This window comes from Actinoplanes xinjiangensis (assembly GCF_003148685.1).
GTDB classification, from domain to species: Bacteria; Actinomycetota; Actinomycetes; order Mycobacteriales; family Micromonosporaceae; genus Actinoplanes; species Actinoplanes xinjiangensis.
Genome location: NZ_QGGR01000007.1, coordinates 82465 through 105898 on the forward strand (window position 1 = coordinate 82465; position 23434 = coordinate 105898).

The following is a 23434-nucleotide window of genomic DNA, read 5'->3' on the forward strand; positions in this document are numbered from 1 at the left end:
TGGGCCAGCGGGCGGGTGAGCGGGCGAGCGGGTTGACCTGGCACGCGGCCTCGGACCGGTCGGCGTATCGGTGACGGGGCGGGGAACGGGCGGCGACTCGACGGGCGGGCGCGGTTCAGCCGGGCAGGGTGAGCAGGTAGATGGCTGAGGGGACGGCCAGGAGCAGGCCGATCGCGGTGAGCCAGACGACCGCCGTTCCGCCGATGCGGACGTCCTCCCGGCGGGTGGTGATGGTCGTGGCACGGGAGTCGGTGGTGAAGACGGTCAGGCCGGTCCGGTTGGGGAGCAGGCCCCGTGTGGTGACCCGGCCCATGGCGAAGACCGTCCGACCACGGGGGACCCGGATCTCGGTGAGGTGGAGACGTTCGGACTTGCGGAGGCCGTCGATGACGTCGGTGGGAACGATCGCCGGCAGCGGGACCGGCTTGGCATGGCTGTGTTCCAGCTCGGTGACCGTGTAGGCGGGTGTCCCGCTCATGATCGGGTCGTAGAGGGCCCGGCTCGGGGAGACCAGCCGCGGGTCGACCGGGATCCTCCGGCTGTGGTCGGTGAGGGCGGGCCAGGACGGTGACTCGGCTTCCAGGATCACGTCGTGGTCGGGGCCGTCGCCGGTGGAGAAGGCGCGGCTGGGTTCACGCAGCAGGAGCACCCGGTACCAGGTGCAGTCCTCGCCGGTGACCGGGGCGATCTGACGGCCGGCGGCGCCGTATTCGGTGGTTCCCTCCAGGGCGACCCGGCCGCGGGTGCCGATGGGGGACGGGCGGAGGCGCAGCAGGATCCAGAGAGCCCGCAGATCGCCGAGGATCAGCAGCACGAAGATTCCGGCGCCGGCCACGAGGAGAATGCCGAGGCAGAGCGTCACAGTCGCGACGGTCATCACGGTGTCACCATACGAGGCCTCGGCGAGCGTCGATGTCGGGCGAGGCGGCCAAGGCCAGCGAAGCAGGTGAGGCCAGCGCGGCGCGGCGAGGCGGGCAAGGCCAGCGAAGCAGGTGAGGCCAGCGCGGCGCGGCGAGGCGGGCAAGGCCAGCGAGGCGGCGGGGCGGGCCGTGGCGTACAGGATCCGTATTCACGGCGGCGGAGGCGCGCACCATCACCCGGCCTGATCGCTGCCATGTCGACGAGTGATTTCCGGGATGGTCCCGGCTTTGGTTGGCTCCTTCTCAGCCGGTGACGGCGCTCATATCACTGTTGATCCGAAGGAGCCGTCCATGTTCCGGGGAGCCCCGACCCGTCCCCGACGGGTGCCTGCGCTGCGCAGAAAGACCGCCGTCCGATGAAGCTCGATCACCACCCGAGGGAGGCGCCGTGAGGTGCTCGGGCAAGATCGTGGTGATCACCGGGGCGGCCCGGGGTCAGGGGTACGCGGAGGCCGCCGCCCTGCGGGCCGAAGGGGCGACCGTGATCGCCACGGACGTGCTGGCGGGTGACGACGTCCGCCCGCTGGACGTGCGGTCGCTGTCGCAGTGGACCCGGCTGGCCGACGAGCTGCGTTCCAGCTACGGCCGGGTCGACGCGGTGATCAACAACGCCGGCGTCACCGGTCGCGACCGGCTGCCCGACATCGACCTGGCCGCCTGGGAGAACACCCTGGCCGTCAACCTGACCGGTCCGATGCTGTCGATGAAGACGCTGGTCCCGCTGATGCCGCCGGGTTCGTCGATCGTCAACGTCTGCTCGGTCGCCGCGGTCTCCGGGCACGCGGCCGCCGCGTACACGGCCAGCAAGTGGGCGCTGCGCGGCCTGACCCGTAGTGCCTCCCTGGAGCTCGGCGTCCGCGGCATCCGGGTGAACGCCGTGATGCCCGGCCTCATCGACACCCCGCTCATGGAGTCCGCGCCGCGGGCGTTCTTCGACGCGGCTCTGCCGGAGATCCCGCTGGGCCGGATCGGTACCCCCGCCGACGTGGCCCCGCTGATGGTCTACCTGGTCTCCGACGAGTCCGCCTATGTCAACGGCGCCGAGATCGTGGTCGACGGCGGCCTCACCGCCCACGTCTCGCACAAGGCGATCGCCGACGCCACCCGGCCGGGCGTCAGTGCACCGCCGGGGTGAGCAGGTACTCGACCGGCGCCTGACCGGGCAGGTGCAGCATCCGCCGGGGGCCGGTTCCGCGGATCATCGGCAGCGGGTGCGCCGGGCCGAAGTCCTCGATCAGGCCCCACTGGGAGTGGACGGTCTCCAGGAGCCGCCGGTTGGCCGGGGCGCAGTCCTCCGGGAAGGTCCACACGTCGACGGGATCCCAGCTTTCCGGGCCGGGCCGGGGATCCGTGACGTGCCGGACCGTGCCGTCGCGGCGGAACTGGAGTGCGCCACCGCGGGGCAGGGTGTCCCAGGCCTCGGTGGCCGCCGCATACTCGGGTGTCTCGAGCTGGACGAGGATGTCGCCGGTGCCGACCCAGGTGAGCGACTCCGTGCCCGGGACGAGCATGATCCCGTGCTCGGCCGGGACGTCGCCCAGGTCGATCAGCGGGTGCCGCAGCCAGCGGTCGAGGTGTTCGCGTTCCGGTGGGCGGGGCACCCACGGGTGGATCCACTGGCGGGCGTTCCGGCGTACCTCCTCGTCGGGGTCCGTGTCGGCGATCTCGGTGATCCGGGCGACGTCGGCCGGGTCGGCGACCGCCTCCTCCGCGATGCGGGTGAGGCGGTCGACCAGGGCGTTCCACTTGCGCGGACCGGGACTCGCGGTCCAGTCGTGCCGCCAGGCGGCCAGTTGCCGCCAGCCGTCCAGCAGTTCCGTGACCCGGTCCATCCGCCGAGCATATGCGGTTATGTCCGGAACGGTCCGGTGATGCAGTAGGTGATGCCGCCTGACGTCGAACCGCTCGTTCCCCGCTGCGACGAGAAATAGAGGCGGTTGCCGGCCGGGGTGAACGCCGGCCCGCACAGTTCCGACGAGCCCTGCCCGGTGACCCGCAGGAACACCGAGATCCGGTCGTCCGGCGTGATCATGCAGATCTCCATGTTGCCGCCGTCCTCGGCGACATAGAGATCGCCGTACGACGACCCGGTCACGTTGTCGACCCCGGTGAGCGGCGCGCTCCCGGGCGTGACCAGGTTGTCGTCGTAGGCCAGCTCGTACGTACCGGTCAGCAGGTTGACCTGCCACACCCGGTTGTCGCCCTTGGTGGTGAACCACACCGTGTCGTTGGCGTAGTGGCAGCCCTCGCCACCGTTGAACGACTTCGAGCCGGAGACCTGGCTGCGGGTCCGGGTCGGCGAGCCGTCCGGGTCGGGCACGGTCGCCCAGGTGTACGAGCCGGAGGTGCCGGATCCGGCGACGAACACCTGGAGCGTGCCGGAGGACAGGTCGCCCCAGGTGGTGGGCACGAACCGGTAGAACCGGCCGTTCGTCTCGTCCTCGGTGAGGTAGATGACCTTGCGGACCGGGTCGGCGGCGGCCGCCTCGTGCTTGAACCGGCCCATCGCCGGGCGGGCCACCGCGGTCCCGCCGAGCGGGTAGGTCTCCCAGACCCGGCCGAGGTCGATCTCCTCGCAGCTCAGCCAGGTGTTCCAGGGGGTCCGGCCGCCCGCGCAGTTCTGGTTGGTTCCGGAGAGGATGCGGGACGCGCCGACGATCGTGCCCGCGGAGTCGAACAGGATCCGGGACGCGCCGCCGCCGGCCGACGAGCTGACCTCGGAGTTGGAGACGTAGATCCAGCCGGACCCGTTCGGGATCACCGTGCCGCCGTCGGGGGCGTCGTGCCAGACGTACGACGTGTTCGGCACGGTCTGCCGGGAGCGGGCGATCACCGTGCTGGTGAAGCCGGCGGGCAGCTGGATGCCGTTGGCGTCGGCGGCCTGGAGCGCGCCGTACGGTCCGGTGGCGTTCTGGGCCGGCGCGGCGTAGGCGGCCGACCAGGCGGTGAAGGGCAGGGCCAGGCCACCAGCGCCGGCCACAGTGGTACGCAGAAGAGTTCGCCGATCCATGGGCGCCGACCGTATTCGCGCATTGAAGACAGTCGCTGAACAGCAGGCGTCGAATCGCTGACCATCAATCTTCGTCCGTTTCGGGCAATTTGCTGCCGGATGCCCGGACCCCCGTCTCACGTATCGCCGAACCATTGTCGGCGCCTCCCCGGCGATTCAAGAATCGATCGCAGATAACGTTTCATCCAGTGGGGAGAAAGAAATGGGCAAGGTCATCCCGAAGTTATTCGGAATCGCGGCGGCGGTTGCTCTCGGTGGTGCCGGAATCACGCTGATCCCGGATGCCGACGCGGCCACCGCGTCGTTCGCGAAGGGCCCGGCGCCGAGCAACAGCAGCATCGAGGCGGTCCGCGGTCCGTTCGCGATCGCCGAGTCCACGGTGTCCCGGGCGTCGGTGTCCGGCTTCGGCGGCGGCGACATCTACGCCCCGACCGACACCGGCGCCGGCACCTTCGGCGCGGTGGTCATCGCACCCGGCTTCACCGCCCGCAAGTCGAGCATGGCCTGGCTGGCACCGCGGCTCGCCTCGCAGGGCTTCGTGGTCTTCAACATCGACACGCTGACCACCTCCGACCAGCCGGCCAGCCGTGGCCGCCAGCTGCTCGCGGCCGCCGACTTCCTGACCCAGCGCAGCAGCGTACGGGCACGGGTCGACCCGAACCGGGTGGCGGTGGTCGGGCACTCGATGGGCGGCGGCGGCACCCTGGAGGCCGCGCAGAGCCGGCCCGCGTTGCAGGCCGCGATCCCGTTGACGCCGTGGAACCTGAGCAAGTCGTTCAGCCGGGTGACCGTGCCGACGCTGGTGATCGGCGCCGAAGCCGACACCATCGCGCCGGTACGCAGCCACTCCCGGCCGTTCTTCCAGAGCCTGCCGGCCGCGCCCGGCAAGGCGTTCCTGGAGCTCAACGGCGCCAGCCACTTCGCACCGAACACGCCGAACACCACGATCGCGAAGTTCAGCATCTCCTGGCTGAAGCTCTTCGTCGACGACGACACCCGCTACCGGCAGTTCGTCTGCCCGGGACCGGGCACCGGCGCGGCGGTGCAGGAGTACCGCGCGACCTGTGACCAGATCAGTCAGTGAGCAACGCCCGCAGGGCCGGCTCCGCCGACTCGAAGGCGATCGGCCCGCTGCCCAGCAGCGGACCGTAGAGAACACCCTCCAGGGTCCGTAGGTAGAGGGCGGCGCGGCGGCGCAGGTCCGCCGGGTCGCCCTTGATCCCCGACTCCACGAAGATCCGCAGCTGGGCGTCGATGGCGTGCTGTCGCAGCTCGGCGGCCGCGGTGAACAGCACCCGGGCCGCGGTCTGCGGCTCCGCGGCGACGAACTGCCGCATCTGCTGGGCCGAGTCGAGCAGCTCGGAGAAGACCCGGGACACCTGGATCACCCGGTCCGGCCCGGTGCCGCCGGCCTCCCCGGCCGCCTCCGCGATCAGGACCTTGGCGATCGCCCAGAACACCTCGCCGAGCAGCGCGTCCCGGCTGCCGACGGCGCGGTAGAGCGTCGCCCGGCTGATCGCCAGCTCCCCGGCGAGAATATCCATGTCTATCGTCGAATGCCGCAGATAATGGTATGCCGCGCCCCGTAGAAGAACCTCCGGGGCGATGACGCGCCGCGCGGTGGGAATGGCTGTTCTCCTCCCCCGAGAAATGCATCCTGGCCGTAGTGGATACGTTTCAGAGGGCGCCGCGGTTCAACGTTTCCGGAAGTTGGTCCCGAAGTGCCGCGGTAATCTCCGCCACGGCGCCGAGTTGTTCCGGGGTGAGCGCGTCGACGAACAACTCGCGAACGACCGTCAGGTGCGGCACGGTCGCGGAGTGGAACGCCGTCGAGCCGGCCTCCGCCAGGACCACGGAGGCGCCCCGGCTGTCGCCGCTGAACCCCTCCCGCCGGATCAGGCCGCGCCGCTCCATCCGGCCCAGGTGGTGCGACAGGCGGCTGCGTTCCCATCCGATCGCGACGGCCAGGTCGGATGGGCGCAGCCGGGTCTGCGGGGCCTCGCTGAGGGCGAGCAGCACCACGTAGTCGCCGGGGGAGAGGCCGGTCTCGGCCTGGAGGCGTGCGGCGACGACGCCCCGCAGCGCCTCGACCGTCTCGATGAAGTCCCGCCAGATCCGCAGCTCGGCGGATGTCGGAAGTCTCCTGGGCATAAACCTCGACCCTCCACTGTTTGACGTGTCGATCAGCCTAGTTGACACGTCAATCAGTATGGAGGAAGCGCCATGATCCTCGGCCTCGACACCTTCGGTGACGTCCCGGTCGACGACGCCGGGCAGCCGATCTCACAGGCGGCCGCCATCCGGCAGGTCGTCGACGAGGCGGTCCTCGCCGACCAGCTCGGCGTCGACGCGATCGCGCTCGGCGAGCACCACCGCCCGGAGTACTCGATCTCCACCCCGGAGACCGTCCTCGCCGGCATCGCGGGCCGCACCGGGCGCATCAAGCTCGGCTCCGGCGTCACCGTCCTCAGCTCCGACGACCCGGTCCGGGTCTTCCAGCGGTTCGCCACCGTCGACGCGCTGTCCAGCGGCCGCGCCGAGGTGATCCTCGGGCGGGGCTCGTTCACCGAGTCGTTCCCGCTGTTCGGCTACGACATGGCCGACTACGCCGTGCTCTTCGAGGAGAAGCTCGACCTGTTCGTGCAGCTGCTCGACGAGAAGCCGGTCACCTGGTCCGGGACGACCCGCGCCGCGCTCACCGACGCCGACGTCCACCCCAAGACCGAGTCCGGCCGGCTGGCCACCTGGGTCGGCGTCGGCGGCTCCCCGGAGTCGGTGGTCCGCACCGCCCGGTACGGCCTGCCGCTGATGCTCGCCATCATCGGCGGCCCGGCAGCCCGGTTCGCGCCCTACATCGACCTCTACCGGCGGGCGACCGAGCAGCTCGGCACCGCGGCCCACCCGGTCGGCATGCACTCGCCCGGATTCGTGGCCGACACCGACGAGCAGGCCAAGGAGCTGTTCTACCCCGCGTACAAGATCCAGCGGGACCGGATCGGGGCGCTGCGTGGCTGGCCGCCGCTCACCCGCGCCGAGTTCGACCGCGAGGTCGAGTCCGGCTCGTTGTACATCGGCGCCCCGGAGACGGTGGCCCGCAAGATGGCCGGTGCGATCCGCACCCTGGGCGTGGGCCGATTCGACCTGATCTACACCGCCGGAGCGCAGTCGGTCAGCGCCCGTACCCGCGCGGTCGAACTGTTCGGGGCGAAGGTCGCCCCGATGGTCCGCGACCTGCTGGCCTCCTGAGGATTTCCGGAATAAAGCCCTCATACCACCTCATAACGTGCAACCATCCCCTTCGGTTCATCAACGGGAGGTATGAGGTGGCCCAGTCCGTGCAACGCCGTGCGCCGTGGTGGGCCCGGCTCGCCATCGCCGTAGGGATCCTGCTGCTGGTGCCCGCCGCGGTCACCGTGCCGTCCGTGGCGGGCGTGCCGCGAGCCGTGCCGGCCGGGCCGCTCAACATCCTGCTGGCCGGCATCGACCCGCGCGGCACCCACGTCCGGCCGCTCGCCGACACGATCATCGTGGCGCACGTACCGGCCGACCGCAGCGGCGTCTACCTGTTCTCGCTGCCCCGCGACCTGGTCGTGTGGATCCCGCCGTTCACCCCCACCAGAACCGCCGGCCGGTACGCGAAGGTCAACGCGGCGATGGCGCTGGGCAGCGAGGTCGGCGTGAACCGCTACGACCCGGCCCAGGGCTACGAGCTGCTCGCCACCACGGTCGGCCAGGTCACCGGCCTCCGGTTCGACGCCGGAGCGGTGATCAACTTCGGCGGATTCAAGCGGATGGTCGCGGCCCTCGGCGGCGTCCGGCTGACCGTCGACCAGGACGTCGTCTCCGAGCACCTCAAACCCGACGGCACCCGCCGCGACCTGCTGCCCGGCTGCCGGACCGGGGGCGACTGCCTGCGGCCGTACACCGGGCCGCAGAAGACGTACCCGAAGAGCACGACGCCGGTGCGCCTGCGCCCGTGGGAGGCGCTCGATTTCGTCCGGCAGCGCTACGGACTCCCGCGCAGCGACTACGACCGGCAACGCCACCAGCGGCAGTTGCTGCGGGCCGTCGCCGCGCAGATCACCGACCCGGCCCGGCTGATGCGGGTGCTGACCGCCATCGGCGACGACCTCACCTTCGACGGCGGCGGCCACGACATCACCGACTGGCTGATCGCGCTGAAGGACGTCGACACCACGACCGTCACCACCATCACCCTGCCCGGCGGCCCGCTCTTCGACGGCGACCGCTACCTCGGGGAACGCTTCGACGCCGGCGTCACCGACTTCTTCGCCGCCGTCAAGGAGGACCGGGTGGCCCGCTACCTCCTCGGCCACCCCACGCTGGTCGACCCCGTCGGCCGTAGCCGGTGACCCTTGGTGCCCGCCCTGACACGGTGGAACGACACGCTCGGATCAGCCCGGCGCGGCGGGACCGAAGGGCGGCTCAGCGGGACCGGCGGCGGCGGGCGATGACCAGCCCGAGCAGCAGGGCCGCGGCGATCAGTGCGCCGCCGGCGGCCAGCGCCCCCACCGGGAGACCGCCCTCGCCGGCCGCCTCCGCCGCGCTGGTCCGGTTCTTCTTCGTCCCGGCTCCCGGCGACGTCGACGACGCGGCGACCGCCGCCGGGGCGTCCGGCAACGGGTAGCGCAGCATGTCCACGTCGTCGGCGCCGTCGGTCATCTCGGAGATGCTCAGCAGGGCCGTGCCGTCGGCCGAGTAGGCGATCGACTCGCCCTGCGGCTCGTCCGGCAGGGCGATCCTGCGAGCCGATCCGGCACCGATCGCGCGGACGACGGCGTCCGCGGTCCCGCCCGGTTCGACATCGAATTCAAACGCGTCGGCGTACGTCCGGAGCGCCACCTTGCTGCCGTCGGGGCTGGCGGCGGCACCCGTGACCACGAACCGGCCCTTCAACCCGTACGGATTGTCGGTGTTCGTCACCGGGATCCGGAAGTCCCCGGCCCGGCGCAGCGGCACCGTCGCCGACGCGTTCAGCGGCTTCGCCGGCACATACACCCCCGCGGCCAGCGGGTCCTTCGTGACCACGATCGGTGTGCCGTCGCCCGCCACGAGCAACGCCTCCGCGTCGTGCGCGCCGTCGGGGTAGGACAGCCGGAACAGGGTCGGCGACTTCGCGCCCGGCGCCAGCCGCCACACCCCCACGGTCTCCCGGTTGCGGTCGTTGTCGCCGATGTCGCCGATCCACAGGGTCCCGTCGGCGCCGCGGGCCATGTCCTCGGTGTCCTGTGGCTGCGACGGGAACGACACCGTACGGGTCACCTTGCACTTGCCGGACAGGTAGAAGATCTTGCGCCCGGACTCCTTGTCGGCCCCGTCGTTGACGGCCACGTAACCGTCGCCGTCGGTGACCAGCCCGGAGATCTCCACGAGCCGGTCGTCCTTCACCCGGCAGAGTGTCTCCGGCGCCGCGACCACCGGCACACCGGTCATCGGAACCATCACGGCGATCAGCGCCGCGCCAGCGGACAGCATCGTCATCTCACTCCCAGCGTCGGCACCGGATCCCACCCTGTCATGACGCCGCCATCACGGCTCGACAGCAATCCCACAGGACGCTCATGGGATGGACAGAAACTGGCAGGTCAGGCTCGTTTCATGACTCAGATGACGTTCCCCGTCGCATTTCCGACCATCCGCGGCGCCGCGATCACCGCGCCCGCCGGGCAGCCCCGCCTGCTGCTGCGTGGCGCCGAGTTCGCGGCCGCACTCGCCGTCCACCTGGGCACCGGTCCGACGGCCGTGCCCGCTCGCGCCGACCGCGGCGTCATCGCCGCCGGCCCGCGTGTACCGGCGACCGCGGCCCGCTCATGGATCGCCTCGTGGAAGATGTCACAGCTCCCGCATCGTGGTCGGCCGGGCCGCTGATCACCGGGTCGGAGCAGCGATCGGGGGCATGGCGCGGACCCGGGCCCACGGGCACGCAGGGGACGGCTGGTGGCGTCCACGGCCGCGGTCAGCCGGAACCGGCTGGGATCGGCCCGGAGCGGCTCTTCGCGCTGAGCCTGCTCGCCTTCGGCGTGGTCAGCGCGCTGACCTGGAACGCGTCGCGGCCGGCGCCGCCTGGGCGCTGCTGGTGTCCCGGCGTTCCGCCGCGGGCCGGTAGCCGTCGCCTATCGGTCCCTCCTGCGCGGCCCCTGCGGTGACGATACTCAGCGGCGACTTATGCTGGCGCGGCAACAGGACACAGCGTGAGGAGCCGGGTTGGTGCGCACGACCGTGCAGGATGTCGCGCGTGCGGCCGGGGTCTCCGTGTCGACCGTGTCCCGTGCCCTGACCGGCGGCAGTGTCAGCCCGTCCACCCGCGAGGCGGTGATGGCGGTCGCGCACCGGCTGGGCTACCAGCCCAACCGGGCGGCGCGGGGGCTCATCACCGGGCGTACCGGAAATCTGGGGTTGATCGTCCCCGACCTGCGTAATCCGTTCTTCGCCGACGTCGCCAAGGGGGTGACGGCACGGGCCCGCGCGGTGGACTGCGGCGTGTTCATCAGCGACACCGACGAGGACCCGGTCGCCGAGCTGGAGGCGATCGCGACGCTGCGGCACAACACCGACGGGATCCTGCTGTGCTCGCCGCGCTCCCGGGACGCCGAGCTGCTGGCCGCCGCGGACCCGCAGAACACGGTACTGCTGCACCGGCGGGTGCCGGGCCTGTCGTCGGTGGTCGCGGACATCGTCGACGGCACCCGGCAGGCGATCCGGCATCTGCGTGCCCTCGGGCACCGGCGGATCGCGTACGTCTCCGGGCCGGAGGACTCCTGGGCGACCCGGCAGCGGCTGGCCGGGCTCGCCGAGTTCGGGTCCGACGCCGGCCTGGAGATCCTGTCGGTCGGCTCGGTCGCGCCGACGTTCGACGGCGGTGTGCTCGCCGGTGACCTGGTGCTGGCCGGTCCGGCGACCGCGGTCCTCGCCTACAACGACCTGGTCGCGACAGGGCTGCTGCACCGGCTGGCGGCCCGCGGCGCGGTCGTTCCGGAGCGGATGAGCGTGGTCGGCTACGACGACATCAGCCTCGCGGCGATGAGCCATCCGCCACTGACCAGCGTCGCCGTGCCCAAGGACCGGGCCGGCGCGATCGGGCTCGACCTTCTGCTGGGCCGGGCGGGCAGCATGACGGCCGCCCAGGGCGCCGAGGTCATCCTCCCCACCACCCTGGTCGTCCGCGCGTCCTCCGGCGCGAGACACTAGCGGCGAGCCGTCAAGCCGGTGCAGGTACGCCGGTACGGAACCTCGGGAATGTAGCGGGCCCATTCGTCGGCACGGAGGCCGCGGCCGGTGATGGCGCAGGCGTATGCGGCCGGGTCAGCGCGGAGCTTGTTCAGCTTCGCGTAGTCCCACAGCGTGACGGTCGCGCGTTGGCGGGCGGAATGGGCGGCGACGGCAAGGGTGCGCCCGTCGCCCTTGAACAGCACCGCCTGCGCCCTGCCACCGAGGCCGAGCATCGAGACGAGCCGGATCGGCCCGGCCGGGTTGGCGGTGTCCCACAGGAACAACTCGGAGCCCCCGTCCCCGGTTGCCAGGGTGCGCCCGTCGGGGCTGAAGGCCACCGTGGTGACCGTGTCATAGTGGCCGTTCAGCGTGGCGAGCCGGAGTGGACGGGCCCGGTCGGTGATGTCCCACAGTATCGCCAGGGTGTCGGAGCCCCCGCTCGCCACGGTGTGCCCGTCCGGGCTGAAGGCCACCGTGGTCACCGTCTCGTTGTGGCCGGCCATCGTGCCGAGTCGTACGGGGGCGGTGCGGTCGGTCACGTCCCACAGCACCAGGCCGCGCTCGCCGACGCCGGTGGCCAGCGTGCGCCCGTCGGGGCTGAAGGCCACCGTCGCCCCGAAGGTCTCGCCGCTCAGCGTGGCCAGCAGGGCGGGGCGGGTCCGGTCGGCCACGTTCCACAGCAGCAGTCGGTTGGGGCCGGCAACGACGGCGAGGGTACGCCCGTCCGGGCTGAACACCATCGCGTTGGTCCCTGCCACGGCCTCGGTCAGGCCCGGGAGCACGACCGGCTGGTCCGGGCGCGTCACATCCGTCAGCGTCAACTGCCCGTCCTGGCGCCCGACGGCCGCCGCCGTACGGCCGTCGGGACTGAACGCCACCGCCCGCACCTCCGCGCCGCGGATGGGCAGGTCGGCACCCTGGACGGGCCGGGCGGGGTCGGTCACGTTCCAGGAGTTCGCCGTGCCGCCGGGGCCGGCGGCGACCAGGGAACGTCCGTCCGGCCGGAACGCCGCCGCCTGAATCCGCCCACCCTGGACGGGGAGCGAGGCGAACTGGTCCGGAGTCCCGACGGGCCTGACGTTCCAGAGCGTCGCCGTCTCCGAACTGTCGGCGGTGACCAGTGTTTCCGCGTCCGGGTCGAAGGAGACGGTATTGATCGCGCCGTTGGCCCGCACGGTGATGACCCGCCCGGGGCCCTCCACGTACCTCATGTCCCACACCATCGCTGTGCCCTGATCGCCACCGGCGGCCAGATAGTGCCCGTTCGCGCTGTAGGCGATCGCGTCGACTGCACCAGCAAGGCCGTCCATGCGGTCGAACGGATCGGTGCCCGGTTCGTCCGTCGGCAGGGGCGGCGGCGGGCTCCGGTCCGGCTCGCCATCGGGGGTGTCCGGTCCGTCCGGCGGCAGGGGCGGCGGCGGAGTCGGGTTCGGCTCGCCATCGGCGGTGTCCGGTCCGTCCGGCGGCAGGGGCGGCGGCGCCATCCGGTCCTGCTCGCCATCGGCGGTGGCCGTACGCCTCATGTCGTAGAGACTCACCAAGCCGCCGAAGTCCCCTACGGCCAGTGTTGATCCGGTCGGATCGAACACCGCCGACGCCATCTCGAAGCTGGGCAACCCGCGGAGGAAGACGGGATCGGTCCGATCGCTCAGGTCGAAGGCCCCTGCGAATCGGATCTTGTTCACGACCAGGGTGGCGCCGTCCGGGCTGAACGCCAGACCGACCACCGGATACGGGGACCAGTCGTCCATCGTGGCGAGCTGTTGGGGCCGGGATCGGTCGGCCATGTCCCACAGGGTCGTGATCCCGCCGCCGCCGCCCGTGGCGAGGGTCCTCCCGTCTGCGCTGAATGCCACCGCTTGTACGAAGCCGGCCGGCGCCACCGTGGCGAGCCGGACGGGGCGGGGCGGGTCGGTCACATCCCACAGGACCGCGTCGCCCGCCCCGTCGACAACCACCAGGGTCCGTCCGTCCGGGCTGAACGTCAGGGGTGTGTCGTCCGTGACCGGGTCGCGGAGTGTGGTGATCCGGGCCGGATTCGTCCGGTCGGTCGTGTTCCACAGCGACACCTTGCCGTCGGTGCCGAGGGCCGCCAAGACGCCGTTCGACCCGTAGACGGCCGATGTCACGTCGTTGATCGTGCCGGCGTAGCTCGTCGCTGTGACGACACCGGTGACTTCGCTGCGCGTCGCGGCGTCGGGCAGCAGCTCCTGGGCTGCGGCCCCCAGCATCAGGGCCGTCTTCGGATCGCTGCCGACCGTCGCCTTGCCCTGCGTCGTCAGCCGTCGACTGATCGCGATCCGCTGCTGGTGGTCCGCTTTGGCCTGTTGCCTGGCGGCTTCGGCGGTCGCCTCTTCGGCCTCCTGCTGCTTCTCCTCGGCGATGTTCGTCAACCGCCGCGCCTCCGCCTCGAGTTGCTGCGCCTCCTGCTCCAACTGCTGCGTCCGCTGGCCGGCCTTCTCCGACAGCCGCTGCAGTTTCCGGGTCCGCTTCGCCGCCTGATCGGCGATCCGCTGCTGCCGCCGGGCCTCGGCGGTCGCCTGGTCCGCCAGCCATTGCTGTTCCTGCGCCGACTGCTCCGACCGCTGCGCCTCAGCCGCCGCGGACACGGCCAGGGCCTGCTGCTCCTTCGCCACCTCCTGCTGCCGGGTCGCCTCCTGCGCGAACCGCTCGGCGCTGCCGCGTTGCACCTCCGCCACCTGCTGCTGATGCAACGCGTCGGCTGCCGCGGCCGTCGCCCGGTCGGCGTTACGCACCGACGACACGCTGGTCAGCACCGCCCACATGGTCAGTACCACCAGCATCACCAACGCCCCGGACCCGAGCCGGCGCGCCCGGCGATGGTGCCGGACGTCCTCACCCTCCAGTTCGTCCTTGCTCACCCCGTGCATCGGGGCGGCCAGTTGGGCGATCGCGTCCCGGAAGCGGGAATGCTGCAGGCTGAGATGTTCGCTGTCCCGCGCCCACCGCAGATCCAGGAACAGTGGCTCCTCGGTGAACACCCCCCGCAGCGCCGCGGGCACCGCCGTCGAGTCCTCGGTGAAGTCGTGACGCTCCTGGTCCCACGTCCACTCCCCGTCGGTCACCACGGGCAGGATCCGATTCGCCGCCTTGGTGGCGATCCAGTGCTCGATCTCCCGGTTCACCCACCGCGATTGCGCGGCCTCGGGCGAGGCGAGCAGCACGAAGTACTCCGAGCCGTCCAACGCGGTCTGGATGGAGGACCACAGCCCCGGGGTCACCGCCAGTCCGGTCTGATCCCGGAAGATCCACAGGGCGCGCCGGCGATGCCAGGGTTTGGCCAGGCGGTGCAGGCCCCGCTGCACGGCGGGAGCCAGCCGGCCGTCCGCGGCATGACTGTACGAGATAAAACCGTTGAAGGTCACTACGGGTCCCCCGGCGATCAAAGACGTTCGGCGACCACAGATTGTCGCCTGTCTTTGCCCTATCAGGAAGGCGGAAGATCATTGGGTCACAGTGCCGCCCGACCGTGACGGGCGCTGTCGCAGGGAGCGATCGGGTGCTTTGATGCCGGTGGGCCAGGTGACCGGGCACTGTCGACCAACGCCCCGGCGACCGCTCAGGTCACCGCGCCGAGCTGCCACGGGATGAACTCGTCGCGGCCCAGGTCGAGGTCCTCGCTGCAGGTGACCCGGCCCGACGCGACCGCCAGGATCGCCTCGAAGATCTGCTCGCCGGCCCCGGTGATGGTGAGGGAACCGGTGACGATGCCGCCGGTGTCGATGTCCATGTCCTCGCGCATCCGCTGATAGGTCTCCGAGTTGGTGGCGACCTTCAGCACCGGTGCCGGTTTGCCGCCGAGGACCGATCCGCGGCCGGTGGTGAAGACGACGACCGTGGCGCCGCCCGCGACCAGGCCGGTCACCGACACCGGGTCGTAGCCGGGCGTGTCCATGAACGTGAAACCGGCGTCGGTGATCTTCTCCGCGTACTCGTAGACCGCGGTCAACGGTGCCGAACCGCCCTTCGCGACGGCGCCGAGCGACTTCTCCAGGATCGTGGTGAGCCCGCCGGCCTTGTTACCGGGGGAGGGGTTGTTGTCCAGGGTGCCGCCGCCCGCCTCGACATACCGGTGCCACCAGGCGATCCGGTCCAGCAGCTTCTGGCCCACCTCCTTGCTGACCGCCCGCCGGGTCAGCAGATGCTCGGCGCCGAACACCTCGGGTGTCTCGGCGAGCACGGTCGTCGCGCCCTGCGCCACGAGCAGGTCGGAGGCGTGGCCGAGCGCGGGGTTGGCGGTGATCCCGGAGTAGCCGTCGGAGCCGCCGCAGTTCAGGCCGACCACCAGTTTCGAGGCGGGGAAGGTCTCGCGGCGGCGCTCGTTCAGACGCTCCAGGAGGGTACGGACCACGTCCGCGCCGGCCCGCACGGTCGCCCGCACGCCGCCGGTGTCCTGGATGGTGAGCCGCTCCACGAGGGTGTCCGAGTCGTCCGGCAGGCCGGCGAGCAGCGTGTCGACGCCGATCATCTCGCAGCCCAGCCCGAGGACGAGGATCCCGCCGATGTTCGGGTGACTCGCGTAGCCGCGCAGGGTCCGCAGCAGGATCTGCCCGCCCTCGCTGGCCGGCACCATGCCGCAGCCGGAGTCGTGGGCGAGCGCGACCACCCCGTCCACGTTCGGATAGACGTCCATGATGGGGCCGCGGAACTGGTCGGCGATCATCCGGGCCGTCGACGCCGAACAGTTGACCGAGGTGACGATGCCGACGAAGTTGCGGGTGCCGACCGAGCCGTCGGCGCGCCGGTACCCCTGGAAGGTGCGCCCGTACTCGGCCCGCGGGATCTCGGTGATCGCGGTGCCGAACTCGTATTCGTGATCGACCGCGGCCATGCCCAGGTTGTGCGCGTGCACGTGGTCACCGGCCGGCACGTCCACGGTGGTCCGGCCGATGACCTGGCCGTACTTGTGGATCGGCGTGCCGGCCGCCAGCTCCCGCAACGCGATCTTGTGCCCGCGCGGTACGGGGTTCACCACGGTCAGCTCCCGGCCGTCGTGCCGCAGCTCCTCCCCGGCGGCGAGGTCCCGGGTCGCCACGGCGACGTCGTCGTGCTCGCGCAGCAGCAGTGCCACTTCGCGCAGGTCGGATTGCGGCATGGGGCTTCCTTGACGTTTTGTGGGAACGTTTGCATAACATCCTGACACGCCCGCCGCACCGGGTCGAGACCGCGAGTCCCGCCGCCCCGGCACATCCGGCTGGCTCCCACCGCTGTCTCAGCGCCGCTGAGACAGCGCTGAAAGCCAGCCGGTCCGCTCTGGCTGGTTCCCACCGCTGTCTCAGCGCCGCTGAGGCAGCGGTGAGAGCCAGCTGGTCGGTTCTGGCTGGTTCCTGCCGCTGTTTCAGCGCCGCTGAAACAGCGGTGGAGACCAGCCGGAGTTGATCTACGCCCCGTTACCCAGCCGAGGCCATTTGTCGTCGCGGATGCCGGGGGTCCCGTCGATGATGGACCGATGTGGACTCGGCGGTGGGTGATCATCGGTACGGGGACGGTGGCGGTGGCCGCGCTGGTCACGGCGGCGGCAGCGGGTCCTGGGCGAGCTGCATCCGGGCACGCTGCGGACCGCGGGGTCGCTGGCGCGGGCGTACTGGGCGGTGGGCGCCGTGGACCGGGCCGTCCCGTTCGGTGCGCAGGTGCTGGCCCGGCAGCGCGCGGTGCTGGGCGACGACCATCCGGACACGCTGACGTCGATCGGCAACCTGGCGCTCTATCACGCGCACACGGGTGACCGGGCCGGCGCGGTGCGGCTGTTGTCGGAGGCCCTCGAGGCGCGCCGGCGGGTCCTCGGGGACGAGCATCCGGCGACCCGGGCCACGGCCGCCAACCTGGAGTCGTTGCGGTGACCATGGCCCGCGGGGGCGGGTGAAGTGACCGCGGCCACCGCATACAGCCCGGCGGTCGCGCTGTCGGCCGGGACCGGCCGCCCGCGTCGCGGTGTAGCCCGGGTACCCGGCGTGGCTCGTACCGAATGAAGGCCTTTACCCTTATCTTCATGCAAATGAAAATCGCTTTCACTGGCAAGGGCGGTAGTGGGAAGAGCACCCTGGCGGCGCTGTTCGTGCAGCATCTGCGGGCGGCCGGGCACCGGGTCCTCGCCGTCGACGCCGACGTCAACGTGCACCTCGCGCCGCTGCTGGGGGTGACGGCCCGCGCCGAGGACGCGCTGTCGCACCCGGAGAACACCCGGCGGGTGCGCACCCATCTGCTCGGTGACAACACCCGGATCGCCGGGGTCGAGCACTTCGTGGCGACGACCCCGCCGGGGCCGGGCTCGCGGCTGGTGACGCTGGACGCCGGTGACCCGGTGCTGGCCGGGCACGCGACCGCCCTGGACGAGCGCTCTCACGTCATGCACGTCGGCACCTACGAGGTCAAGGACATCGGATCCGGCTGCTACCACGGGCACCTGGCGATCCTGGAGAACCTGCTGTCCCACCTGGACCCCGCCGACGACGGCTGGGTGGTCTGCGACATGGTGGCCGGGACCGACGCGTTCGCCAACTCGCTGCACGCCCAGTTCGACACGATCGTGGTGGTGGCCGAGCCGACCCCCGAGTCGGTCTCGGTGGCCCGCCGCTACCGGGAGCTGGCCGCGGCCGCCGGTGTGCTGGACGCGGTCGCGATCGTCGGCAACAAGGTCGCCGACGCCGCCGACCTGGAGTATCTGGAGCGGGAGCTGGGGGTGGCGCCGATCGCGGTGCTCGGCGCGCAGACCGGGCTGCGCCGGGCCCGGCAGGCGGGTGTGCCGCCACGGCCGGAGGATCTGGACGACGCTTCCGCGCTGACGCGCGTCGCCGAGCACGCCGCGGTCCGGTCACTGTCCGCCGAGGACCGGGCGGCCCTCATGCGTACGCTGCACCTGCGCCTGTCCGGCAAGGGCTGGGTACGGGCCGCGCACGGCGACGTGTCGACCCAGCTGGTGTGACCGCCGCGCCGCGCCGCGCCCCGCTCGGTCGCCGGCCGCGGTGCACGCCGTGCGGTGCCGTTATCGGCGACGCATTACCATTTGCCGCGATCTTCTTGGCGGCTGAGACGAGGCGACATGCGGTGGTTCCGGTTCGGGGCGGGTAGGCGACAGGCCGAGCGGGACCCCGGTCGCCAACAGGAAATCTATCGTGAGCTGCGGCAACGGTTCGGTGGCCATGTGCCGGGCCGGTTCGCCGACCAGGCCGCGGAGGCCACCCGGCTTCTCGACGGCGACGACGGGATCGTCGTCGCGGCGCATCTGCTGCGCGAGTTCGCCGACGCCGCCTTCGCGGCCACCGCGGGACAGGGCTTCCAGGCGGATCGCCGCAACTACCGATGGACCTGGCAGGGTGCCGGGCCGCGGCTCCGGTCACCGCTGGCCGGTGGCCCGGGTTTCTCGCTTCATCCGTACGTCCATGTCGCGGCCGCCGCGGCGGTGGTCGCCGGCCGGGCCGGGCAACTGGTCAAGGTGACCGCCGCCGAACCGGTCCTGACCCACGTCCTGGAGATCCTCGACCTGATCACGGCCGGTTGGGAGTACGGCGGTGTCGCCCCGGACGCCGACGCGGCGAACCTGGCCTCGGCGCTGATCGCGGCGGCCAGGGAGTTGCGGGCCGCGATGCCGGACGCGCCGCCGCTGCCGTCCGGCATCCGGGACCAGATGCGCCGCAACAACACCGTCGACGTGTGGGACCCGGCCGCCAACCGGATCGTCGGCGGCTTCAACCCCGGCCGGGCGATGCGTGAGGCACTGCTCGCCTGACCGGGTCGCGGCCCGCCTAACCGAGTCGCAGCTTCCTGGCCGCCACGCCGATCCGGATCCGCTGGCCCCAGGACAGTTCCAGGGCGTCCGACTCCAGGCCGTCGGCGAACACCACCAGGCGCTCCGACTCGCTGGTCAGCTCCAGCTCGGCGCCGCCGGTGAGCAGCCCGGACGTACGGGTGACACCGGTCGCGGGGGAGGGCCACGCCTCCCGGACGAACCAGCACAGCGCCGGGTCGTCCGGGGCCGGCAGCGCGGGTACGGTGGCCCGTTCCCGGGCGATCGACGCGCACCAGCCGGTCGCCCCGGTGCCGGTGCCGATGATCAGGCCGGACGACGACTGCCGCTCCCGGGCGCCGTCGGGGGTGGTCAGCACGTAGCGGGCCGACTGGTGGCCGGCGTGGCCGATGTAGACCTCGTTCAGGCCGTACAGCTCCTGGCCGTCGTCCAGCCGTGCCACCACCATGGTCCGTTCCTGGCTGTGCTGCCGCGGGTCCCGCAGCCGGGCCGCGACCCCGCCGGCCCGGTGCCGGGCCAGCACCCCCGGATTGCGGCCCGGCTCCGGGTCGACCCCGATCACCGGCTGGCCGTCCAGATACTTCGCCACGTTCGCCACCAGGCCGTCCTGGCCGACCGCGACCACCACGTCCTCCGGCGCGAACAGGAACCGCGGCAGGTCGCCGCGTTCGACGTGACCGCGCCGCCAGTCGGCCGGGACGGCCGCACCCACCTCGGTGAGCGCGGCCTTCAACGCCTCGTGCCGGGCCGTCACCTCGTCCAGGTCGCGGCCCCGCTGGCGCAGGAAGTACGCCGCGGCGCCGAGCGTGCCGTGCCGGGCGAGCAGCTCGTCGAGCTCGCTGCGCCGCGACACGATCACGATCCTCGGGGTGAGGGTGCTCATTGCCCGAGCCGCCCGACCAGTTTAGTGAGCACGTCCGGGGTGATGGTGAGCTCGTTGACCGACGGCAGGTTGCCGGCCAGTTCCTTGAGCGCCAGCGCCTGGAGGACGGCCGGCGGCAGGTCCTGGTAGGCGGCCAGGCGCGCGGCCTCGGCCTCCGCCTCGGCCAGGCCGACGATCCGGGTGCCGGCCGCGCGGGCCTCGTCGCGGACCCGGGTGCCCTCGGCCTCGCTCGCCGCGATGCGCTTCGCCCGCTCGGCGGCCGCGATGCTCGCCACCTCCTTGCGGCCGGCCTCCGCCTTCGCCGCGACCAGCTGTGTCTCGGCGTCGAGCTCGGCCTCCCGGCGGGTGTTGGCGCCGTGCTGCTCGACCAGCTCCTGCTGCCGGCGGGCCAGCTCGATCTTGGACTGCAGCTCGTTCTCGGCGATCTGCCGCTCCTGCTGGACGGCGTGGGCGCGGCGGGCGTACGTCGCCTTGTCGGCGTCCTGCTGCACCTGCTCGCGGGTCGGCGTCTGGAGGGCCCGCTCCAGATCGGGCTCCGGGCGGATCGCGACCACCCGGGCGCTCACCACCGACACGCCCGTCTCGATCAGCCGCGGATCGGTCGCCAGCGCGTCGGCCACCGACTGCCGGATGCCGGCGATACCGGTGGTCAGCGCCTCGGCCAGCGGAACCCGGGCCAGCAGGTCCAGGGCCGGCTGCTGGGCCAGCTCGGCCAGGAGCGTGGCCACCTGGTCGAGCGGCTGGCCGCGCCACCGCCCCCGGTACGGGTCGATGGAGAAGTCGAGGCGTCCCGCGGCCGCCGCCGGGTCACTGATCCGGTAGGTGACCGTCGCCTGCACGGTCACGTCGGCGAAGTCCTCGGTGCGGGCGTGGAAGAGCAGTGGCAGCTCCCGGTCGTCGACCGGCACCTCGGAGAGGACCGCGGTCAACGGCCGGTACCAGAACGAGAGCCCGGTGCCCGAGCGCTTCTGCCGGCCCTTGACGGTGTGGCTGACCCAGCTCGTCGGAGCGCCGCGCAGGTGCCGCAGGTGGAGGCGTCGCGTCACGTCAGCCATGGTGGATCCCTTCATTTTGTCGTCACCATGACGATAAAGGAGGTGGGTATTATCGTCAACATGACGACAAGCGTGGTGTCGGTCACCGTGGACCTGGTGCTCCTGACCATCCGGCACGGGGCGCTCCAGGTCCTCCTCATCCGGCGCGGCATCGAGCCGTACCTCGGCAGATGGGCCCTGCCCGGTGGTTTCGTCCTGGCCGACGAGAGCCTCGAGGAGGCGGCCGCCCGGGAGCTGCGCGAGGAGACCGGCCTCGACCCGCGCGCCGGGCACCTCGAACAACTCGCCACCTACGGCGCCCCCGGTCGCGACCCCCGCGGCCGGGTGATCACCGTCGCCTACCTCGCCCTGCTGCCCGACCTGCCGTCACCGGTCGCCGGCAGCGACGCGGCGAGCGCCTCCTGGCATCCGGTCGACGACGTCGAGCTCGCCTTCGACCACGACCGGATCCTCGCCGACGGCATCGAACGCGCCCGGGCCAAGCTGGAGTACACCCCGCTGGCCACCGCGTTCTGCCCGCCCGAGTTCACCGTCGCCGAGCTGCGGGCGGTCTACGAGACGGTGTGGCGTACCCGCCTCGACCCCCGCAACTTCCATCGCAAGGTCACCGGCGCGGAGGGCTTCGTCGAGCCCACCGGGGGCACGGTGATCCGTGACCGCGGCCGGCCGGCACAGCTCTTCCGCCGCGGGCCCGCCACCCTGCTGCACCCGCCGCTGTTGCGCTCCGCCGCCGGGTGATCATCGTGCCGGTCGGGCCGGGGTCCGATGGTGCCCGGGTGGTGGCCGGGGCCGGCGGGATGAACGTTGCCCCTCAGTCCGGGCGGTTTCGGGCCGATGCGGGTAGTGAAGGCCCGATTCCACCTGCCCGGGAAGTGTTCATGCCTCGTCTCGCGGATCTCAGTGTCGCCCAGCGGCTGTCGTCGATCGTGGTGACCGGTGTGCTCGTCGCCGGTGCGCTGACCGGCATCGGCCTCTGGTCCCAGGAGGAGCTGAGCGACAAGCAGGAGGGCCTCAACAGCTTCACGGTCACCAAGGCCGCGCTCAACCACCTGGACACCCGCGAGGCGGAACTGAAGGTGGACGCCTACCGGTCGACGCACGGTGACGACGTGATCGGGGACGCGGCCGACGACGTGGTGTCGGCGAACGAGGCTCTGGCGGCGGCGAGTGCCCAGGAGATCGGCGCGATCAGCGACGCGATCGATGCGCTGGGCAGCAAGGTCGAGGCGTTCAACGTCTTCGTCACCGACTTCGTGGCCGCCGCGGCCAAGGATCCGCGCAGCGTGACGGCGGAGGAGTACGAATCGATCGCCGAGCAGAACGGGGTCGTGGACGACGCGATCGGCGCGATCCACGAGACCCTGGACGCCCAGATCCTGGAGCGGCAGGCCGAGATGGAGTCGACCAAGAGCTCGGCGATGTGGTGGATGCTCGCGGTCGCCGCGGCCGGCCTGGTGATGCTGGTGGCGCTGTCGGTGCCGCTGGTCCGGTCGATCCTGGGCCCGGTACGGCGGGTCGCCTCGGTGGTCGGTTCCCTCGCGCAGGGTGACCTGACCCAGCGGACCGGGATCGTGGCCAAGGACGAGCTGGGTGTGATGGCGGCGGAGCTGGACGCGGCGGTGGACAGCATCAACGCGACGATGCAGCGGATCGCGGAGAACGCCGGGACGCTGGCCGGCGCCGCCACCGAACTGGCCGCCACGAGCCAGGAGATCGCCGGCGCGGCCGACCAGACCGGCCGGCAGACCTCGACGGCGTCGACCGAGGCGGAGGAGATCTCCCGCAACGTGCAGACGGTCGCCGCGGGCAGCGAGGAGATGGGCGTCTCGATCCGGGAGATCTCGGAGAACACCAACCGGGCCGCGCAGATCGCCGGGGAGGCGGTGTCCGAGGCGGCGCTGGCCACGAAGCAGATCGAGCAACTGGGCGCGTCGTCGGTGGAGATCGGCAACGTGGTCAAGCTGATCACCCAGATCGCCGAGCAGACGAACCTGCTGGCCCTGAACGCCACGATCGAGGCGGCCCGCGCCGGTGAGATGGGCAAGGGCTTCGCGGTGGTGGCCAGCGAGGTCAAGGACCTGGCCCAGGAGACCGCCCGGGCGACCGAGGACATCAGCAGCCGGGTCGCGGCGATCCAGCAGGAGACCGGCGGCGTGGTCGAGGTGATCAGCCGGATCAGCGAGGTCATCGCGAAGATCAACGACTACCAGACGACGATCGCGAGCGCGGTCGAGGAGCAGACCGCGACGACGGCGGAGATGAGCCGGAGCATCAGCGAGGTGGCGGCGGGCAGTGGCCGGATCGCGGTCAGCATCGCCGAGGTGGCGCAGGCCAGTTCGATCTCGGTGGCCGGCACGAGCCAGACGAACCTGGCGAGTTCCGAGGTGGCCCGGACGGCGGAGGAGCTCAGGGCCCTGGTGAGTTCGTTCCGGCTCGCCTGATTACTGTCGGCCGTCGCGCCCGTAGCGCGATGTTGACATTGAACGGGCGTTCGCGTCTACTTCCTGACGTCGATCGGACCGCACTTCACCAGGCCCGTCTGCCGGCTCCCCAGGTGCGATGGGAACGTGC

The 23434-nt window shown here is 71.7% G+C and carries 21 protein-coding genes; 11 read left to right on the top strand and 10 right to left on the bottom strand.

The features are described 5' to 3' along the window. Nucleotides 1–115: 115 nt before the first annotated feature. Nucleotides 116–877 (bottom strand): hypothetical protein, encoded by a 762-nt coding sequence (locus BC793_RS17325; protein WP_109593582.1) that lies wholly within the window; start codon nt 875–877, stop codon nt 116–118. A 431-nt stretch (nt 878–1308) separates the two neighbouring features. Here BC793_RS17325 and BC793_RS17330 point away from each other — a divergent pair, with 431 nt between their 5' ends. Next, a complete protein-coding gene (locus tag BC793_RS17330; protein WP_109593583.1) occupies nt 1309–2055 on the top strand; it encodes an SDR family NAD(P)-dependent oxidoreductase in 747 nt (248 codons plus the stop codon). On the opposite strand, the gene BC793_RS17335 is transcribed toward BC793_RS17330, so the two are convergent. Together BC793_RS17335 and BC793_RS17340 are read right to left on the bottom strand one after the other, a co-directional pair. Continuing rightward, entirely contained in the window at nt 2036–2752 is a 717-nt protein-coding gene (locus BC793_RS17335) for a hypothetical protein (RefSeq protein ID WP_109593584.1), read from the bottom strand. The two genes, BC793_RS17330 and BC793_RS17335, sit on opposite strands and share 20 nt — an antisense overlap. Nucleotides 2753–2769: 17 nt before the next feature. Beyond that, nucleotides 2770–3930, bottom strand: a complete 1161-nt coding sequence (locus tag BC793_RS17340; protein ID WP_109593585.1) for an alkaline phosphatase PhoX — start codon at nt 3928–3930, stop codon at nt 2770–2772. A 202-nt stretch (nt 3931–4132) separates the two neighbouring features. On the opposite strand from BC793_RS17340, the gene BC793_RS17350 reads away from it, so the two are divergent. Then, nucleotides 4133–5014, top strand: a complete 882-nt coding sequence (locus tag BC793_RS17350; RefSeq protein WP_109593586.1) for an alpha/beta hydrolase family protein — start codon at nt 4133–4135, stop codon at nt 5012–5014. Here BC793_RS17350 and BC793_RS17355 read toward each other — a convergent pair. Further along, entirely contained in the window at nt 5004–5474 is a 471-nt protein-coding gene (locus BC793_RS17355; RefSeq protein ID WP_109593587.1) for a QsdR family transcriptional regulator, read from the bottom strand. The two genes, BC793_RS17350 and BC793_RS17355, sit on opposite strands and share 11 nt — an antisense overlap. A gap of 133 nt (nt 5475–5607) precedes the next feature. Beyond that, complete coding sequence (locus BC793_RS17360; RefSeq protein WP_109593588.1) at nt 5608–6081, bottom strand: MarR family winged helix-turn-helix transcriptional regulator; 474 nt, start codon at nt 6079–6081, stop codon at nt 5608–5610. A 72-nt stretch (nt 6082–6153) separates the two neighbouring features. On the opposite strand from BC793_RS17360, the gene BC793_RS17365 reads away from it, so the two are divergent. Both BC793_RS17365 and BC793_RS17370 read left to right on the top strand, forming a co-directional pair. After that, the gene (locus BC793_RS17365) at nt 6154–7176 is read left to right on the top strand and encodes an LLM class flavin-dependent oxidoreductase (RefSeq protein WP_109593589.1); all 1023 of its coding nucleotides are present in this window, start codon (nt 6154–6156) and stop codon (nt 7174–7176) included. 89 nt (nt 7177–7265) lie between these two features. Continuing rightward, complete coding sequence (locus BC793_RS17370) at nt 7266–8303, top strand: LCP family protein (RefSeq protein WP_239170089.1); 1038 nt, start codon at nt 7266–7268, stop codon at nt 8301–8303. Between the two features lie 73 nt (nt 8304–8376). Here BC793_RS17370 and BC793_RS17375 read toward each other — a convergent pair whose 3' ends face one another. Next, complete coding sequence (locus tag BC793_RS17375; protein WP_109593591.1) at nt 8377–9432, bottom strand: hypothetical protein; 1056 nt, start codon at nt 9430–9432, stop codon at nt 8377–8379. A 126-nt stretch (nt 9433–9558) separates the two neighbouring features. Between BC793_RS17375 and BC793_RS17380 the strand changes: the two genes are divergently transcribed. Continuing rightward, nucleotides 9559–9819, top strand: a complete 261-nt coding sequence (locus tag BC793_RS17380; RefSeq protein ID WP_109593592.1) for a hypothetical protein — start codon at nt 9559–9561, stop codon at nt 9817–9819. Between the two features lie 339 nt (nt 9820–10158). Continuing rightward, nucleotides 10159–11139 carry a LacI family DNA-binding transcriptional regulator gene (locus BC793_RS17385; RefSeq protein ID WP_109593987.1) on the top strand — a complete coding sequence of 327 codons (981 nt, stop codon included), beginning with the start codon at nt 10159–10161 and terminating at the stop codon, nt 11137–11139. On the opposite strand, the gene BC793_RS17390 is transcribed toward BC793_RS17385, so the two are convergent. Together BC793_RS17390 and BC793_RS17395 are read right to left on the bottom strand one after the other, a co-directional pair. Then, nucleotides 11136–14546, bottom strand: coding sequence for a TIR domain-containing protein (locus tag BC793_RS17390; RefSeq protein WP_146246321.1), 3411 nt, complete (start codon nt 14544–14546; stop codon nt 11136–11138). The two genes, BC793_RS17385 and BC793_RS17390, sit on opposite strands and share 4 nt — an antisense overlap. 194 nt (nt 14547–14740) lie before the next feature. Further along, nucleotides 14741–16276: a UxaA family hydrolase gene (locus BC793_RS17395; protein WP_109593594.1), complete on the bottom strand. Its 1536-nt coding sequence runs from the start codon at nt 16274–16276 to the stop codon at nt 14741–14743. A 457-nt stretch (nt 16277–16733) separates the two neighbouring features. On the opposite strand from BC793_RS17395, the gene BC793_RS17400 reads away from it, so the two are divergent. The 3 genes from BC793_RS17400 to BC793_RS17410 all read left to right on the top strand — a co-directional run bounded on the left by BC793_RS17400 (nt 16734) and on the right by BC793_RS17410 (nt 18907). After that, a complete protein-coding gene (locus BC793_RS17400; RefSeq protein ID WP_275416195.1) occupies nt 16734–17021 on the top strand; it encodes a tetratricopeptide repeat protein in 288 nt (95 codons plus the stop codon). 155 nt (nt 17022–17176) lie between these two features. After that, the gene (locus tag BC793_RS17405) at nt 17177–18103 is read left to right on the top strand and encodes an ATP-binding protein (protein ID WP_109593596.1); all 927 of its coding nucleotides are present in this window, start codon (nt 17177–17179) and stop codon (nt 18101–18103) included. A 117-nt stretch (nt 18104–18220) separates the two neighbouring features. Further along, nucleotides 18221–18907, top strand: coding sequence for a hypothetical protein (locus tag BC793_RS17410; RefSeq protein WP_109593597.1), 687 nt, complete (start codon nt 18221–18223; stop codon nt 18905–18907). A 16-nt stretch (nt 18908–18923) separates the two neighbouring features. On the opposite strand, the gene BC793_RS17415 is transcribed toward BC793_RS17410, so the two are convergent. Together BC793_RS17415 and BC793_RS17420 are read right to left on the bottom strand one after the other, a co-directional pair. After that, nucleotides 18924–19808, bottom strand: coding sequence for an NAD(+)/NADH kinase (locus BC793_RS17415; RefSeq protein ID WP_109593598.1), 885 nt, complete (start codon nt 19806–19808; stop codon nt 18924–18926). Beyond that, nucleotides 19805–20863, bottom strand: a complete 1059-nt coding sequence (locus BC793_RS17420) for an SPFH domain-containing protein (RefSeq protein ID WP_109593989.1) — start codon at nt 20861–20863, stop codon at nt 19805–19807. Before BC793_RS17420 ends, BC793_RS17415 begins: the two co-directional genes overlap by 4 nt. 60 nt (nt 20864–20923) lie before the next feature. On the opposite strand from BC793_RS17420, the gene BC793_RS17425 reads away from it, so the two are divergent. Beyond that, complete coding sequence (locus BC793_RS17425; RefSeq protein WP_109593599.1) at nt 20924–21601, top strand: NUDIX hydrolase; 678 nt, start codon at nt 20924–20926, stop codon at nt 21599–21601. 140 nt (nt 21602–21741) lie between these two features. After that, entirely contained in the window at nt 21742–23304 is a 1563-nt protein-coding gene (locus tag BC793_RS17430) for a methyl-accepting chemotaxis protein (RefSeq protein ID WP_109593991.1), read from the top strand. The last annotated feature ends 130 nt before the right edge of the window (nt 23305–23434 follow it).